Below are 16,912 nucleotides of genomic sequence, written 5' to 3' on the forward strand. Positions count from 1 at the left end.
TTGGCGGGAACGGCTCGACCCTCCGCGGGACGACGCTGTTCCCGCCAACTTGCATGCAGCACGAGGGCCATGGCGGAAGGCTGAGCTTGACGTTTTGGGCCCCGCATTTCTGGGACTACCGACCCGGATTAGCCGGTCCGTGCCTCCACAAAGCATTCAGATAAGTAGACAAGGAAACAACATTGAAGTTATCCGGCAGCGCCGCTTACCCGCCCGCCCCCTCCCTGGAGGCGCCGGGCACGCTGGAAATCGAGGGCAAGACATTTCTCGATGGCCGGGCCTCGGATCCGCGGGCGCTCGGTTGGATGCAGGGTTCGCCCCCGCCGGCAGAGAAGCAGGTCAGGTTCGAGAGTGACGGCGATATTGCCTTCCCCAAGCTGCGTTGGGCCTTGTCGCACATGCGGGAACTCGCTCCTACTGTCGGCGTGTGGCGTGGGGCTGGTCCCAGCCACTCGTTCGGCAAACCTTCCCCTGCCGACTCCGCCGCGGTGGAGGCGCTGACGTTCGAGGACACGACCGGCCGCGTCCGCCAATTCGAAGAGGCGCTGTTTGACAGCTACACCGACGGCATCATGGTGCTGCATCGCGGCCGAGTCGTCTACGAACGCTACCTTGGTGCGTTGGAGGCACATCTGCCGCACGCCTGCTTCTCTATGACGAAGTCATACACTGGAACGCTTATGGCGACGTTGGTGCATGAGGGCGTGCTTGATGAGACCAAGGCGGTCGCGCACTACGTCCCCGAGTTGCGCGGCACAGCCTGGAGTGAGGCAACGCTGCGCCAGACGATGGACATGCAAACTGGCTTGTCATACTCCGAAGATGATGACGACGAAAGCTCCGGCGCCTGGGCCTATATGCGCGCCGGCCGCACGCGGCCACGCCCGGTCGGCTATGACGGCCCACAGACCTCAAGCGATTACCTGCTCACGGTCCTCAAGGAGGGCGAACACGGAGGGCCCTTTTCCTATAAAAGCGTGAATACCCAAGTCATGGCCTGGGTACTGGCACGCGTCACCGGCCTCTCTTTCGCGCAACTCCTGCACGAGCGGCTGTGGGGACCACTCGGGTGCGAGGACGACGCCTACCTGGTCGTCGACCCGGCAGGCGTGCCTTCAGCCAGCGGCGGCATGAGCGCGACCCTGCGGGATCTGGCCCGCTTCGGCGAGCTCATGCGCCGAGACGGAGAATGGGGCGGGAAACAGCTCATCCCCGAGTCCGTCGTGCGGGAGGTGCGCAGTGCTGACCTCCCCGCCAAGCTCGAGTCCGGCGCGATGTCCGGCTACACCTACCGCGACCAGTGGTGGGTGCCACAAGACGAATTTGGTGCCATTGAGGCAGTCGGCATCCACGGCCAGCGCCTCTACATCGCGCCCGGCGCTGAGATGGTAGTTGTGCGCCTCGCCTCCCAGCCGGTGGCGGTCTACAAAAACGACCCCATCACAGACCCGATGCTGCAGGCGCTGGGGCGATTGGTACGCGGCTAGCCAGCAAATATCCACCATCCCGACAAGCCCGGGAACCCCGGGAAAAGAACACAAGGAAGTAGAAACCCCATGGACTTTAACACGTACGTGAAGGACCTGACCAGCCGGCCCCTCACTAAGGAACTGTCCTTTTCGGAATCGGAATATCGCTCCCGAATCGAAGAAGTCAGGAAGATGATGGACGAACGGAACCTGGACGTCCTCCTCATCACCCACGCTCCCAGCTTGAGCTACTTGAGCGGTTATCAAAGTTTTGGCACAAGCTGGGCTTCGTGCATGATCCTGCCCCGCGAAGGGGAGCCAGTCCTTAACATGCACGGGCTGGAAATCGGAACCGCCATGCTTACAAGCTGGGTTAGAGATATCCGGGGTGTGAGCTGGGGGTACGGGGGAGCGGCAGACCAGATCGCGGGCATCGTCAAGGAATTTGGGCTGGACAACCAACGGGTTGGCATCCAGGGCAAGCGGGCCGGCCTCAGCGTTGAACTCTACGTAGGACTTAAAGAGGGCTTGCCCGGAGTTACCCTCGTTGAAGCCTCGGACGTGGTCGAGCGACCCCGCCTGATCAAATCCGAAGCTGAATTGAACTACATGCGACAGGCGGCCCAGATTACGAAAAAGGGCCTTAACGCAGTACTGCCGGTAATCAAAGCCGGGGTCACGGACAACGAAATCGCTGCCGTGATCTATGAGACGCTGATAGCGGAGGGAAGCGAATACTTCAGTATCCAACCAATCGTGTCGGCAGGTGAGCGGAATAGCGTTATACACACCACTTTCCGGCGCACGCCCATTCAGGCGGGGGACACGGTGATACTGGAGTTCGGCGCAACGTATGAACGCTACACGAGCCCGCTCATGCACACAGTGGCAATCGGCAAGCCGGCTCCAGAAGTCGTACACAGGGCCCGAATCACAAACGAGACTCTCGACCTATTGTTCCAAGCAGTGAAGCCCGGCCGGAGCGCGCACGACGTAGCACGTGAAGTGGGCGTCGGCATGAGCAAGATCAGTGAACTGCCTGGGGCGTCCCACGTGTACGGGTACTCGCTTGGCATAGGAATGCCTCCTTCATGGACCGAGGACACGCTCTATATTCGTGAGGGCATTGAGCAGGAACTCAAGCCCGGCATGACTTTCCACTCGCCCATAGTGCCCGACGTGCCGGGTGAGCCGGGGGTCGGCTTTAGCGAGACGTGGGTCGTCACAGAGACAGGATGCGAAGTCCTTACCAGACATGACCGAGACCTGACCGTAGTCGACGTCTAGAAGCCGCCCGTTCCACCTAATTTTCCTGGACGATTGGCCGACGCGAGAGCAGAATTTCTGGAGGCGTACGGCTAGGTGGGTCTTGGTCTACCAACCCGCCTGGCGGCTGGTCAGGACACTGCTGCCGTTGTAGCGCCACTCACGGTGCTGCAAACCCTTGGTGTGCTGCCAAAGGGTTGAAGCAGCCATGCCGATGACGCATCCTCTGAGGCGCTCCCAAGGGTTGGGCGCGCCTCCACTCCAGTCTGCCGAGGACTCATCTGGTGGACCTCAGACTACGGACGAACTCGTCCACAGCCAAGGACTGGCCAAACGGCCGGGCAATGTGCAGTCCGGTCTGCGGGCGGCCAGGCATGCGACGTGTGGTAACTCCTGGCATCTGGAAGCGCCGGACAGATTCAGGAAGGATGGAAATCCCGAGCCCTGCAGCGACCAATCCTAGGACCGTCTCTTGGTGAATGGCTTGCTGTACCACCACTGGCGGTGTAGACAGCGGCTCGAAAAGCTGCAGCACACGGGCAACAAAACCAGGCATCCGACCATAGGGGAACAGGACCATTGGCTCACCCTCAAGGTCCTGCGGCCGGACTTCGTCCAGCGCTGCCAAATGGTGGGATTCCGGGAGGACCACTACCAAATCCTCGGTCCTGAGGAGTTCGAAGTCCAACCCCGGTATGTCTCCGGGATCTCGGATGAGGCCAAGGTCCAGCTGCCCTTCCAGCAGCTGTTCTATTTGCTCCCCGCTGGTGAGAGGGTTCAGCACGAGCTCAATCCGGGGCCGCTGTTGCCGGAATGCGCGAATCGCTTCGGGGACAGTGGTGTAGCTGGCCGAACTGACGAATCCCACGCGGAGTTTGCCGCTCTTTCCGGCTGCGACGTCGACAACGTCGCTGGCGGCGTCGTCAAGGTCTGCGACCGCCGCCTGGACCCGGTCCTTGAATGCCTGCCCGGCCGCAGTCAGCGTGACGCTGCGCGTGGTCCTGTCGAAGAGCTGGACACCCAACTCTTTCTCAAGCCGTTGGACCGACACGGTCAGCGGGGGCTGTGTGATGTGCATGCGTTCGGCTGCACGGCCAAAGTGCAGTTCGTCTGCGACTGCCAGGAAGTACCGGAGCTGGCGGATTTCCATGTGATTCTTTCGTTTGACGCTAATAATTACTAGTCAAATGATATTGGACGCAGTGCAGTCAGGGGTGAGTAACTGGATACCAAGAAAGCACCGGAACAGGGTGCCATCGCAATGAGGAGCAATCCATGGAATCGATCGAATACGTAGTAGTAGGAGCTGGCCTTTCCGGCGCTGCCACCGCCTGGCACCTGGCCTCTCGCGAGCACGAAGTGGCCCTGTTGGAACGCACCACACCGGCCAATGATGCAGGCAGCTCCCATGGATCGGCCCGGATCTTCCGCTATGCATACCCGGAAGAGTTCTACACGGGTCTCGTCCTGGAAGCCAAGGCCGGGTGGGACGAGTTGGCCCGTCTTAGCGGCAAGCAGCTCATCACCCCCACGGGCGCTGTGGACTACGGCGCAATTCGCCGGCCGGAACGCCTGGCCGCGGTGTTGGAGGCCTACGGTATTGAGCATGAACTCCTCACGGCAGAGGAAGCATCCCGCCGCTGGCCGCACATCGCCTTCGACACCCAAGTCCTGTGGCACCCCGGCGCCGGCGTGATCGACGCGCATGAAACGGTGCAATCCATGGTTGACCAGGCCGTGGCCCACGGAGCCCAGCTCCACACCAACTGGGCCGTCGCATCGATTACCGGCACCGCCGGTGACTACACCTTGACCTCCGAGGACGGACGTACGCTCCGGGCTGCCAACGTGATCGTGGCCGCCGGCGGTTGGCTTCCCCAGTTGCTGGGCTCCCTGTCCTTGCCGTCGTCTTTCCTTTCCGCGGTCCCCCGGATCGAAGTACGTCAGGAACAGGCCTACCACTTCCCCTACGTCGACGGCACGGACCCGGACACCTGGCCCACCTTCATCCACAAGCGCGAAAGCTGGCAGGCCTACGGTTTGCCCGGCGGACGCGACGCGGGCTTCCGAGGCCAGAAAGTAGCCGAATACAACGGCGGAAAGATCCTACCCTCCGCAGCCGATCAGGACGGGCAGATCAGCCCGGACAACCGGCGTCGGGTCATCGAATACGTGGAAAAGTACTTACCGGGCCTGGTTCCGGAACCGTACGCCGAGACAACCTGCCTCTTCACCAACACACCCACGGAAGACTTCATCCTCGACCGTGCTGAGGGCATCACCGTCCTTTCCCCGTGCTCAGGACATGGTGCCAAGTTTGCCCCGCTGATCGGCCAGCTTGCAGCAGATCTGGCAACCGGCGCCGGAGCAGTTCCGGAGCAGTTCCGACTTGGGGCAAAGACCGAACACGCAGCATTGGGGACCCCCTGATGGCCGCCACGACGGGACAGCCCGCCGCCACAGTAACGGGACTGTTGGCCGAGATTGCGGGCACGGGCACTGACACCATCCGCGGCGGCTACACCCGCCCCGTGTATTCCACCGCCGAACTGGACCTGCGCAGCTGGTTCATCGAGCAGGCCGCAAAACGTGGCCTTGCCGTCGAAACGGACCGTAACGGGGCCATCTGGGCCTGGTGGGATGTTCGCGGGGGTGACCGCAGCAACAGCCTGGTGACCGGAAGCCACCTTGATTCCGTTCCCGGCGGGGGAGCGTTCGATGGCCCCCTCGGAGTCGCCTCAGCGTTGGTTGCCGTTGACATTCTTAAGGCACGGATGGAAACGCCAACCCGGCCACTCGCCGTCGTGGTGTTCCCGGAGGAGGAAGGATCCCGGTTCGGTGTCGCATGCCTGGGTTCGCGGTTGATGAGCGGAGCCATCGACCCGGACAAAGCAAGGAACCTCCGGGACCAGGACGGCTCAACGTTCGCGGACGTGGCGAAGGCGAACGGGCTGGACCCCCGCTATGTGGGCCGCGACGACGAGCTCCTCGGCCAAATCGGAGCTTTCGTGGAGCTGCACGTCGAGCAGGGCCGCGGCCTGATCGATCTCAACCAGCCCATCGCCATTGCCTCCTCCATCCTCGGGCACGGGCGCTGGCGCCTCAGCATTCACGGACAAGGCAACCACGCCGGCACCACCCTCATGGCCGACCGGCACGACCCCATGGTCTCCGCGTCCAGGACAGTGGTGGCGATCCGAGACATCGCCCGGAACCAGCCTCACGCCCGCGCAACCGTGGGCCGACTCCAGCCAGTGCCCGGAGGAACCAACGTCATCGCATCGCGGGTCGACTTCTGGCTGGACGTCCGGCACCCCGACGACGCAGTAACAGCCGCGCTGGTGGAAAGCATCCAAACGCAGGCTCGGATCATCGCTGCCGAGGAGGGCTGCACCGTAGACCTGAGCGAGGAATCGCTCAGCCCCACCGTGCACTTCGATCCTCAGCTGCAGAAAGAACTCCAGCAGGCGCTTCCGCAAGCTCCGATCCTGGACACCGGGGCCGGGCATGACGCCGGCGTTCTGGCGCCCCATGTTCCAACAGCGATGGTTTTCGTCCGGAACCCCAGTGGGGTCTCCCACTCGCCCGAAGAACATGTAGTGGATGAGGACGCCGAAACCGGTGCCGACACGCTGGCCGAAGCACTGCAGGGACTGATGGTCTAACGCGCAGGCGAACACCCGCGCCGATGCTTCTCGGCGCGGGTGTTGCCCACTTGGCCGCGCCGCACCCAACGCTTTGCGGAGCGAAAGGTCATCTACACCCCCTTGTCGATGAGGACGAGGATCCGAATAAGAAAAGGGAATCACGTGAATCCGGTCCTACCCGACCTTTACACCGCCGACGGCACCAGCGAAACTGCCACGCACAACGTGTGGCGCGTTCGCGATGACCTCTGGGAATATCTGATCTACACGGCGGAAAAGTTGGGTGGTAGGCATTCTTCCGCGACCAAGCGCAGGCTCAGCGACGACATCCTTCAGGTCCTCGACCGGCTTGAGCTGGTGGAAGGCCACTGGGCCACCCCGGGACTGGCTGCCCTCGACGAGCTCCGGTCGTTGATCAACGACGGCGACTTTGTCGCCCTGGGCGAGGCGATCGAACGGGTCAAGAGCCGGCGACGACGTCAAGTGACTGCCGAGGCAGCCCGCGCCGCCACTCCTGGTGCTGGCGATACCGTGGAGAACCGGCCCCGGTTTGAGGTCCTCCTAGTGGACGACTGCACTCCGGAAGACGGCGACACCTTTGTACGGGAGATGCTCCGACAGCGGCGGCCCCAGGACCCGTTCGTCTACGAGATCAATATCGTTCCAAGCTACGAAGATGCGGTTGCAGCGCTGCTGTTGAATACAGACATTCAGGCTTGCATCATCCGCCCCGGCTTCAAGACCCGCACCCGAAGGCCACTGGAGCAGGACATAAGAGACTTCGTGTCCGCGAACGGCCCCGACAGCGTTGATCCCCGCAGGCCGATTCAACGAATTCTTGCCCTCGCGGAAAAGGCCGCAGAGTTACGCCCGAGCCTGGACCTCTACCTCGTGGCTGGTGTTTCCATAGAGAAACTGGGCGGTTCCCTGACCAATCGCTTCAGCAGGATCTTCCTTCGTGCCGACAGTCTTGAGCTGCATCTGTCCATCCTCAAGGGAGTCGGCGACCGCTTCGAAACGCCGTTCTTTACGGCCATCCAGAACCACAGCCGACGCCCCGGTGGTGTCTTTCACGCCTTACCGGTGTCGCGGGGCGGATCGGTCTCAAATTCCAAGTGGATCAAGGACATGGAGGAGTTTTACGGGCTGAACCTGCTGCTCGCCGAAACCTCGGCAACCTCGGGAGGACTTGATTCGCTGCTAGACCCCCACGGGTCCATTCGCGACGCACAGCGCCTTGCGGCCCGCGCCTTCGGTTCCCGGCAATCCTTCTTTGTCACCAACGGCACCTCCACGGCAAACAAGATCGTCCATCAGGCGATGCTGGCTCCCGGCGACGTCGTGCTGGTCGATAGGAATTGCCACAAGTCGCACCACTACGCGCTGCTGCTGGCCGGCGCCAAGGTCGCGTACCTGGAGGCGTACTCCATCAATGAGTTTTCCCTCTACGGTGGCGTCCCCACGTCCTCCATCAAAAAGATGCTCCTTGACTACCGGGCGGCCGGCCGGCTCGACGAAGTGAAGATGCTCGCCCTGACCAACTGCACCTTCGACGGCATTGTCTACGATGTAGAAAGGGTCATGGAAGAATGCCTTGCCATTAAGCCGGATCTCGTCTTCCTGTGGGACGAAGCCTGGTTCGCCTTCGCCGGCTTCCACCCGATCTACCGGCGACGGACCGCCATGGCAGCAAGCCAAGCCCTCGAACGGCGTTTCCGCGAGCCCGCCGCACGGGAAACATACGCTGCGCAGGCAGCCGAGTTACATGACCCCGAAACCGGTGAGCCCCTAGATGACGACCTCTGGCTGAAGACCAGACTGGTACCGGATCCGGACAAGGCCAGGATCCGGGTCTACGCAACGCAGTCCACCCACAAGACCCTGACCGCGCTACGGCAAGGATCCATGATCCACGTTTACGATCAGGACTTCGCACACCTCAGCGAGGAAGCGTTCCGCGAGGCGTACATGACGCATACCTCTACCTCCCCGAACTACCAGATTTTGGCATCCCTGGACATCGGACGCCGGCAGGCCGAACTGGAAGGGTGCGAACTGGTCCAAAAACAGGCAGATCTGGCCGCAAGCGTGGTCACCGCCATCGAACAGCACCCGCTGTTGAGGAAGTACTTCCGCATCCTCAACACCCTTGACCTAGTGCCCACGGAGTTACGCGAAACCCAGTCACCCATGCCGCTAGTTGACGGCTTGGCGCGGATGGACGAGACGTGGCGACGCGATGAGTTCGTTGTGGACCCAAGCCGCCTGACAATGTACATCGGCCCCACGGGCGTAGACGGGGACACCTTCCGGCATCACCACCTCATGGACGGGCACGGAATCCAAGTCAACAAGACTTCCCGCAACAGTGTCCTGTTTATGACCAACATAGGAACCTCACGCAGTTCCGTAGCGTACCTCATCGAAGTGCTGGTCAAACTTGCCGAGTCCTTCGCATCCGAAGCCGACTCCCGGAGCCCACGGGCCAAGACAGCACATAACCGCATGGTCGCAAAGCTCACCAAGGGAGCACCGCCGCTTCCCGACTTCAGCAGCTTCGCATCCCGGTTCCGCACTGACGACGCCCTCCCTGACGGCTGCATCCGCACCGCGTACTTTGAAACCTACAAACGCGATGCCTGCGAATACCTTACGGACTACGGTGTTCGAAAGAGGCTAGCGGCAGGAGAGGAAGTCATCTCCGGAGCGTTTGTCACCCCTTATCCACCGGGCTTCCCTGTCCTAGTCCCCGGGCAGCTCATCGATTCCAACGTCTTGGACTTCATGGCGGCGCTCGACACGCGTGAGATCCACGGTTACGACAAACAACACGGTTATCGGGTGATCAGACCTTCGGGCGACGACAACGACGGCCTGGCCTCCGCTGCTCGCTGACTAATACCCTGTGCGCTGAAACAGAAAGGACACCATTGGCGACACCGTCGCGCGTCATCCGACCCGATGAGCTCGCTTCCGAGCCATGGGCCAACGGTGCCGGACGCACCAAGGTCATCCATGATCAAACAGCGGCGCACTCGAACGTTCTGCTGTGGCGCATCAGTATCGCAGAACTTACCCGCCCAGCACCCTTCTCCACGTTCCCTGGCCTTGATCGTGTGTTCACCCTTGCCACTGCGGGACCTTTGTCGCTCGTTGTTGGGGACATGGAACATAGGCTGACGCTAGGCCAAACACTCACATTCGCTGGGGAGTCTCCAACAAAGGCAGACCAGCAAGCGGCGCATACCCAACTCGCCCTCAACCTGATGACACGCCGGCTATCCTGCCAGGGCAAAACCATCGCTCATCTCCTCAACGGCGAGATCATCCTGGATCCCGCCGCAGGTATTGTTTCCGCAACTGTTCTAGCAGGGTATGCAACACTCCACGGTGGGGCATCGCTTCCCGTGCTCGCGACCTTGATCTTGGGAGACGGGGCGACCAGACTGCAAACCCGAAACTGTCTCCTTGCGGTGTCGTCCGTCCGGATGCACTCGCATACTTACGCAAATGAGGCGGGCACGCCTGACCTGACCTGACGGAGTTTCCCGCACGGGAACGGGCAGGCACAAGGCGGTATCAGGGATATTCGATGATCTTCGTATTCGAAACGAGCAAAGAAAGACCTATGAGCGATCGAATCGCATTCCTCGGCTGTGGATCCATGAATGAAGCCTCCTGAGCTCGCTGTTCTCCTTGCCCGGGAACAGTAGCGGGTGCCGGCCTCACGCTGGCCGAGCCCGGCGCCAATGCCTCCGCCCTGCTCAGGGACATGGCCCGTCCCGAGAACATCACCGCGCGCGCCATTGCCGTTTTCGACCAAAAAGACATTCCGGCCATCATTGCCGAAGGTGCGCGCATCACCGTAGCCCGAGCGGGCGAAATGGCTATGGAAATTGCTCAGCGCAACAGTGACGATCAGGCAACCATTCCGCGGACTTCAACATTCTGAGGAGGAATCTCTCTGCCCCTCCGAGCAAAGGTCTGATGGGTCCCGCAGGTCCGAGCTCTGTCGCATGTTTAGGAGCTTTGTCATCGGACTGCTGCCGTAGCTCTTTCCTGACCAGCCACAAAAAGGCGCAGCGCAGTCTCGATGACGCACTGCAGCCAAAGAGTTGGCTGACCACTGGTAGCCGTTCCGCCGCCGAGGTGGGCGCGGACCTAGCCCATGACTTTCTCAGGTAACACGGATCCACTGCCGCTTGTCAGGTTGGCCGACCGTTCAATGGCCAGACCTGTTCCCTGTCTCATCGGCAATCCCATCTGGTCACCATGAAGTTAGCGGGACGGAAGAACAGCCGATGAGGCTGGCCCCCTCTAAGTCTTCCGGCCTTGGCTTGCTTCGTCCACCATTTCTGTTATCCACGGCCGGCGCCCGCGGTGGAACGCCATTCCTTCGGGCAGCCCCTGAACGGTGGGGACGGAATTGATGATGTCGATGGTGATGCGGCCACCGGCCATAGGTGCGTTGGCGACGTGCAGGTCGCCATAGGATTCCGGGAGTACCGGATCCATCCAGAACCCTCCACGGGACACGTCGGTGTCGTACTGCATGAGGCTCGTTATCAGCTGGATCGGTGTGGTGGCTGCCCAGGCTTGGGGTGAGCAGGCCGTGGGGTAGGGGACGGGCGCGGCGAACTGGTCCCGGCTGAATCCGCAGAACAGTTCCGGGAGGCGACCGTCGGAGTGTTCGGCGGCCTCCAGCAGCGCGGTGGAGATCCGCTGTGCCTCGGCTACGAACCCGTAGCGCAGCAAGCCGGCCGCGATGATCGCGTTGTCGTGCGGCCAGACGGAGCCGTTGTGATAGCTGGCGGGGTTGTATGCGCCCATGTCGCTTGCCAGGGTGCGGACGCCCCAGCCGCTGAACATTTCCGCGGACATCAGGCGTTCGACCACCTGCGGAGCCTTGTCCTCATCGATAATGCCGTACCACAAGCATTGCCCCATGTTGGAAGCGCAGGCGTCGACCTGCCGTTTCCTGCCGTCCAGGGCGACAGCGTAGTACCCGCGCTCGGGGATCCAGAACTGCTCATTGAACTGTTTTTTCAATTGTGCCGCCCGATCCGAGAACTCCTCTGCTAGCGACGTATCGCCGGCGTCGTAAGCCATCCAAGCGCGTGCCTGATATGCGGTGTAAACGTAGGCCTGCACCTCGCACAGCGCGATCGGAGGCTCGGCCAGGGTTCCGTCGGCGAAGTTGATCCCGTCCCAAGAGTCTTTCCAGCCCTGGTTGATCAGCCCTTGGTCGTTGAGGCGTTTATACTCGACGAACCCGTCACCGTCCTTATCCCCGTAGTCTCGGATCCAGTCCAGGGCCCGGTCGGCATGGGGAAGTAGCGCGGCGATGGTTTCCTTGGCAAAACCCCAGCGGATGACCGCTGCGAGCGTCGCTACGAACAGCGGCGTGGCATCGACGCTGCCGTAGTAGACGGATTTTCCACCCAGGGAGAGCCCACTGGAGACATCGAGCCTGACCTCGTGCAGGATCTTGCCCGGTTCCTCCTCGCTCATCGGATCTACCACTGCCCCCTGGCGGTCTGCCAGCGTCTGCAGCGTACCCAAGGCCAGGGAAGGATCCACTGCCAACGCCATTTCCGAGGCCCAGAGCGAGTCGCGGCCAAACAGGGTCATGAACCAGGGCGCCCCAGCGGCTACCACGACGCGGTCAGGATGATCGGGGTCCTCGATACGGAGGGCTCCCAGATCATCGTAGCTGCGCCGTAGGGTCCGTTCGATGGACCGGTTTCCCATATGCAGCACTGGAATTTTCGCCACCCATTCCTGCCGGCGCCGGTCCCTTGGTGACAACCCATCTCCGTCACTGTGAACGAAATCCGGCGCCATGCTCGCGCCCTCGATGCTCGGCACCACAGTCAGGACGGCACTCCAGCTACCGTGCGGTGGTACTGACACCCGGTATGTGAAGCCCTCCGCCGTATTGTCCGCTCCGGGGGCCCGGATGGCGACACCCTTCCGGACATCCTGCCAGGCGGCATGGATAGTAGTGACTGCGTTATGGTCGGTCTGGCGGGTTTCGTCCCAGCGCCGCTGGATCCGAGCCTCTTTCACCTCAAAAAGATCTGCGAAGTCCGCCTCAACCGTCAGGGAGATCAAGCATTCGACCGGTTCCCTGGAGTAGTTGCGGACGGTGAGCTGCTCCTGGATGCCAGCCCCCACTTCGCGTAGCCGTTCCACGATCAGCGGACTGTCCGCATACCCGTCCGAGCGGGCAACACGGCCGATAAATAGCCCTCGGTACGGCTCCTTTGCCTCCGCCGCCAAAGGCTCCAAGGGCTGACCGTTAACGGTCAGCCTCCAGCTGGAAAGGATACGGGTGTCCTGGACGAAGAGACCATGCGGATGCTCGGAGTGCATGTCCCCGTTCTGCAAGGAGATGCAGAAGGATGATCCCTCCACCAAAGTAACCGTCCCGGCTCCCAGAGGCCCTGCCGCAGTGTCAGCATTCCATCCAGCCATCGTCCCGGCCTCCTCAAAAAGCCAACACCAGCATGCCTTTGCATGCGGGTCGGGCTACTGCCGTTACCGTCGATCCTCCACCCGACGCTACGCTTCCTTGCCCTCCGGTGCCAGAGCCCGCAACGACTACCTAAACTCCGCGAAGGGGCGGTCGTTGGCTCTGCCATGCTTGGTGGACATGCTGTTCAAGGAAGATTGAGTGGCGTCTGTGAAGTGACGTCACCCGGAAACTGGCTGCTACGTTCGTTTGGCAACGAAAGCAAGCTCGACTGCTGCGTGATTCGCTTGGTCTGCGCCAGCTTCCACCTGCGAAAACGCCGAATTAGTCATGGGACGGGAGTTCTTGCAGCTACTTCTACTCCCGTCCTTTATTCGCCGATAATGGACCTTTTGTCAAGCAGTCTTCTGCCTATCTCGTCTCCCGAATCGCCAGACCCTGTCCTAAGGGGATATCGCGTCCGGTGGCGGCCATACGCTGGGACTGGGCGACTTCATCTCCCAGACAATGATGGTTGCTCATCCGATTGTTTGGGTGCAGTATTTGGAACTTAGCTGACGTTCTAGTCCGAGGGTGTGAAGTCGTTGTGGATGAGACCCTTGGATACAGAAAGGAGCTACTACGAACGGCCGAGGAGCTCAAGCGGCTAGGCGAGGGCCGGCAGAACCTGGTCAGGCAGCATGACTACGAACTAAAAAACTTCAAGCATAAATACAATGAGTCGGACCAAGCAGCTGAAGCCCGGAAAAATATTTTGGAAATGAACTTCCGCAGCATCTTGATTCAAAATGAAGAGAAGATGCATCAAGCATTGGCCAACGAACGAAGCCTACGAGAGCAATTAGCCAAAGCGAGCCACGAGCTTGATGAACGCTTAAATGCCTCCGAGGCACAGATGTACGCCACAGTGAGGCCGCCTCTCGGACATGGCGTCAACTTGACCGAGACGGATTACCGACAGGCCCAAAAGAGTGTTCCCCCGCTAGCCTTCGTCATGGCCATCGCTGGCGTCATTTTTGTGGCAACAGTTGCTAGCTCTAATCCCCAACTGCCGCTGTGGCTCACTGTCAGTCAGTCATTAGTGGGCCTCACTCTTCCGACTGCAATAGGCCTTAGGGCCAATTACTTCGCTAAGCGCTCCGATCGGCGTGCGGAAGCAGCGGAAAGACGAGCAGAAAAAGCAGAAACTCGAGCCGAGCGAGATGTTCCAGAGACGCTGAAAGCTGAAGCGGAAGATACGAATTGAAAGATACTAGTAGGCGGGGCATGTTTTCATGTCTCGTCCAGGGCCGGCATGGCACCTTTCGCAGCACTAGCTATGCCTACACGACGCGGTTCGCGCGAGTTCGAGGAAGGCTGCGCATACGAGGCACCGCACGCCCACCGATAGTGGACGTGCCGTCAAGCTAGGCGGCGGGGCAGCGGGCCTATCGCCCATACAGATTAGGCTGAATTCACGAAAGGGCGCCTTTCATCGCATCCCTGACGTAGTGGATTTCCCCTGGGTTGGTGTGCAGTTGGCAGCCGCATGGCTCGGCGGCTTTGACGCCCGCATTTTGGTCGAAAAAGCTTCAGATTTGATGTCTCGCAGCCACTTCTGAGGGCACTCCCCCGCCCATTTCCGAACGCCGATAACCATCGTTACGTAAAGCTGGCCCTGAGAGGGGCCGTGTTGGCGCCACCAATATTGGTGCCGTTTTGTCCTGTGCTGGTCCTTTTGGGCGGGTGCCAGTGCCGCGTGCGCGGGTGCCAGCCACTTCGCCTCCTCATCGTCGGTCTGCGGCCGGTCCGGCAGTGGGCACATTAACAGTGGTTCGCTGAAAAGCTCGGAACCTGCCGGCCACGATCCCAAAATCATCGCTCGGCCCCTGCCCTAATTGGACATTTCAACACGCCGCACAGGATGCGACACGCTGTCACTTTTTTGTGGCTAAGTACTCCACAGGGTGTGGATTAGCCCCACGAAAAACCCTACATCCCGGCACTTCCCGAACCTTCAACCTGTGGATTAAACGTGCATTAAATGACATGCTTGTAATACATCATCTTGGGGTTCCGAAGGGACGTTTGCACTACATGTAGTATCAAGCTTGTCCCGAAAGGGCATGAAAAAACCTCAGTGGCAACCGCTGTTGAGAACAGGGCTACCGACTGAGGCTCTTCGTCATCCTTTGGACCGGATTACAAGAGCTTACAACCTCAAGACTCCATCAAGGCAACTTGATGGCGCCTCTAGGTCAGCCGGGGCCAACCCGTCCTCTGAGGAGAGCCCGTGACCATAGCCCTTGAATCTGCCGCAGTCCATGATCTGGAGAAGGTGCTGGGCGCCAGCATTTCCACCCTGGACATCACAGAGAAGGAGCGCGCCCAGGTCATCGCTCGATATGAAGACGTCGGCGATGTTTTGGACGAGCACTGGTCCGAGTCGACGGCCCTAAACAGGGTCTACGTCCAAGGTTCATTCGCCCTCGGGACGGTAACGCGCAGAATTCACCGCAACGATGATGTCGACATTGACCTTGTGGTAGTTCGTGGAATTCAGAGCACTTCAACCACTCAGGGCGAGCTGAAGGCGGATACTGGCGTCGGCCTCCGAAAGTTTGCTGCATCTTCCGCGCCCCGCCCTAAGCTCGAGGAGAGCGAGAGGTGCTGGACTTTGGAGTACCCAGGGATGCACCTCGATGTGCTGCCGTCAATTCCGGATCTAACAGCAGAACGCGGGACGAACGAAGGCATTCTCATCACTGACCATGACGCTAAGTTATGGCTTCGGTCTGATCCCCTGGGCTACGCGAAGTGGTTCGGTGAAGTGGCACTGGAGGAAATACGAGCAGAGGAAGCCCTCCTGGCCAAGAGGGGCGTTGATGTTGCGGATGTGCCCACGTGGAGCCGCAAGACCACCTTGCAGCTCGCTGTCCAGACACTGAAACGGCATCGCGACATCTACTTCAATGGACGCCTAGATATGCGCCCATCGTCAGTGATTATCACGACGCTGGCTGCACGTGCATACCGGTCAGGCGGAAACCTATTCGACGTATTGCGTTCTATCGCGAGCAGTTTGGGGGACCAGATTCAGGTGATTGACGGACATTACGTTGTCGCAAACCCGGTGATGCCGGAGGAAAACTTCGCGGACTGCTGGGTCAGGGAAACCTGGCGCGCTGAGGCCCTGTTCGAGTGGGCGGATGTAGTCGCCCGGGACATAAATACAATTGCAGCCCGGGCGGGCAACGACCAAGTTCTTAAAGGTGTGAGTGTGGTTCTCGGTGAGAACGCGGCGCTGGCCGGAGCTAGGGCGCTCAGCCGCCCACAAGTCGACGCCCGGCACTCAGGCCAGCTTCGGGCGCAGAACGGGTTAGGAACGCTTGCCCTTAGCGGCACCGCGACCGCTACACGGCCTGTTCGGAACCATAATTTTTATGGCGGGCAGCCTTGCCGAACCAAAGGGTGAGCCTTGCTCAGCAGGCCTTGGCCCTGAGGAGTGTTTACCCGAATGGAACAATCCGTTTGAGTCCAAACAGCTTGCTATGGCGTGGTCATCTGAAGCCATCAGGGCTTTCGGAGCAATACCTGACGGAAGTCTCACTCGAAGTGGGCCACCAACCCCTCGTCAACGTCATCGAGCCTGCGCTGGAGCCTGACGACCGCGGGCGCCTGCCACACATTTGGGACGATGGGTCCTTGTGTCTAAATACGGCAGGCCAATGGACCGCGAACATGCTCCTCATCGACTCCACTGTGCCATGGGCTGCCGAGTGGCTCTTCCATTACGAGATCTGGAAAGGCGCCGGAGTTTGGTTTGGGGATGGCATCTTCGCAGAGGAGCCTGAGGCCCAGGCTCAACTGTTGCATCCACTGAACGAGACCCAGAGTGTGCAGGGACTCGATACTTAGGAATCCAGAGCAGATCTTCAACGTTGATCCGCGAAAATTTTCGTCCCCTCCCCCGCTACAGAAGGCAGATTCCTTCCCTTGGCAACAGCAAGCAGATTTGTGCGTTTTCAACGAACCATAGAGCTAAGGACTAAAGAGCGGGAGGAAGCCCAGGGACG

General features: G+C 60.6%; 12 protein-coding genes. 10 read left to right on the forward strand and 2 right to left on the reverse strand.

Annotated features, from left to right (window positions below):
- The first annotated feature begins 182 nt into the window (after positions 1–182).
- Positions 183–1,487 carry a serine hydrolase domain-containing protein gene (locus ACZY1F_RS18660; RefSeq protein ID WP_463943814.1) on the forward strand — a complete coding sequence of 435 codons (1,305 nt, stop codon included), beginning with the start codon at positions 183–185 and terminating at the stop codon, positions 1,485–1,487.
- Between the two features lie 69 nt (positions 1,488–1,556).
- Positions 1,557–2,756, forward strand: coding sequence for a M24 family metallopeptidase (locus ACZY1F_RS18665; protein WP_463943816.1), 1,200 nt, complete (start codon positions 1,557–1,559; stop codon positions 2,754–2,756).
- A 256-nt stretch (positions 2,757–3,012) separates the two neighbouring features.
- Here the strand turns inward: ACZY1F_RS18665 and ACZY1F_RS18670 are convergent, their stop codons facing one another.
- Positions 3,013–3,885, reverse strand: coding sequence for a LysR family transcriptional regulator (locus tag ACZY1F_RS18670; protein ID WP_463943818.1), 873 nt, complete (start codon positions 3,883–3,885; stop codon positions 3,013–3,015).
- A gap of 125 nt (positions 3,886–4,010) precedes the next feature.
- On the opposite strand from ACZY1F_RS18670, the gene ACZY1F_RS18675 reads away from it, so the two are divergent.
- The 5 genes from ACZY1F_RS18675 (at position 4,011) to ACZY1F_RS18695 (ending at position 10,334) form a co-directional block, all read left to right on the forward strand.
- A complete protein-coding gene (locus ACZY1F_RS18675) occupies positions 4,011–5,165 on the forward strand; it encodes an FAD-dependent oxidoreductase (RefSeq protein ID WP_463943820.1) in 1,155 nt (384 codons plus the stop codon).
- Complete coding sequence (locus ACZY1F_RS18680; protein ID WP_463943822.1) at positions 5,165–6,400, forward strand: allantoate amidohydrolase; 1,236 nt, start codon at positions 5,165–5,167, stop codon at positions 6,398–6,400. The genes ACZY1F_RS18675 and ACZY1F_RS18680 overlap by 1 nt, the downstream gene beginning before the upstream one ends.
- Positions 6,401–6,544: 144 nt before the next feature.
- The gene (locus tag ACZY1F_RS18685) at positions 6,545–9,277 is read left to right on the forward strand and encodes an aminotransferase class I/II-fold pyridoxal phosphate-dependent enzyme (RefSeq protein WP_463943824.1); all 2,733 of its coding nucleotides are present in this window, start codon (positions 6,545–6,547) and stop codon (positions 9,275–9,277) included.
- A 35-nt stretch (positions 9,278–9,312) separates the two neighbouring features.
- Positions 9,313–9,921 (forward strand): HutD/Ves family protein, encoded by a 609-nt coding sequence (locus ACZY1F_RS18690; RefSeq protein WP_463943826.1) that lies wholly within the window; start codon positions 9,313–9,315, stop codon positions 9,919–9,921.
- A 233-nt stretch (positions 9,922–10,154) separates the two neighbouring features.
- A complete protein-coding gene (locus ACZY1F_RS18695) occupies positions 10,155–10,334 on the forward strand; it encodes a hypothetical protein (protein WP_463943828.1) in 180 nt (59 codons plus the stop codon).
- 365 nt (positions 10,335–10,699) lie between these two features.
- Here the strand turns inward: ACZY1F_RS18695 and ACZY1F_RS18700 are convergent, their stop codons facing one another.
- Positions 10,700–12,859 carry an amylo-alpha-1,6-glucosidase gene (locus ACZY1F_RS18700; protein ID WP_463943830.1) on the reverse strand — a complete coding sequence of 720 codons (2,160 nt, stop codon included), beginning with the start codon at positions 12,857–12,859 and terminating at the stop codon, positions 10,700–10,702.
- A 584-nt stretch (positions 12,860–13,443) separates the two neighbouring features.
- Between ACZY1F_RS18700 and ACZY1F_RS18705 the strand changes: the two genes are divergently transcribed.
- From ACZY1F_RS18705 to ACZY1F_RS18715, 3 genes are all read left to right on the forward strand, one after another.
- Positions 13,444–14,103, forward strand: a complete 660-nt coding sequence (locus ACZY1F_RS18705; protein ID WP_463943832.1) for a hypothetical protein — start codon at positions 13,444–13,446, stop codon at positions 14,101–14,103.
- Between the two features lie 1,026 nt (positions 14,104–15,129).
- Entirely contained in the window at positions 15,130–16,311 is a 1,182-nt protein-coding gene (locus ACZY1F_RS18710; protein WP_463943833.1) for an SMODS domain-containing nucleotidyltransferase, read from the forward strand.
- Complete coding sequence (locus ACZY1F_RS18715; RefSeq protein ID WP_463943835.1) at positions 16,308–16,754, forward strand: type II CBASS E2 protein; 447 nt, start codon at positions 16,308–16,310, stop codon at positions 16,752–16,754. Before ACZY1F_RS18710 ends, ACZY1F_RS18715 begins: the two co-directional genes overlap by 4 nt.
- Positions 16,755–16,912 lie beyond the last annotated feature (158 nt).

The organism is Pseudarthrobacter xylosi (genome assembly GCF_055412765.1).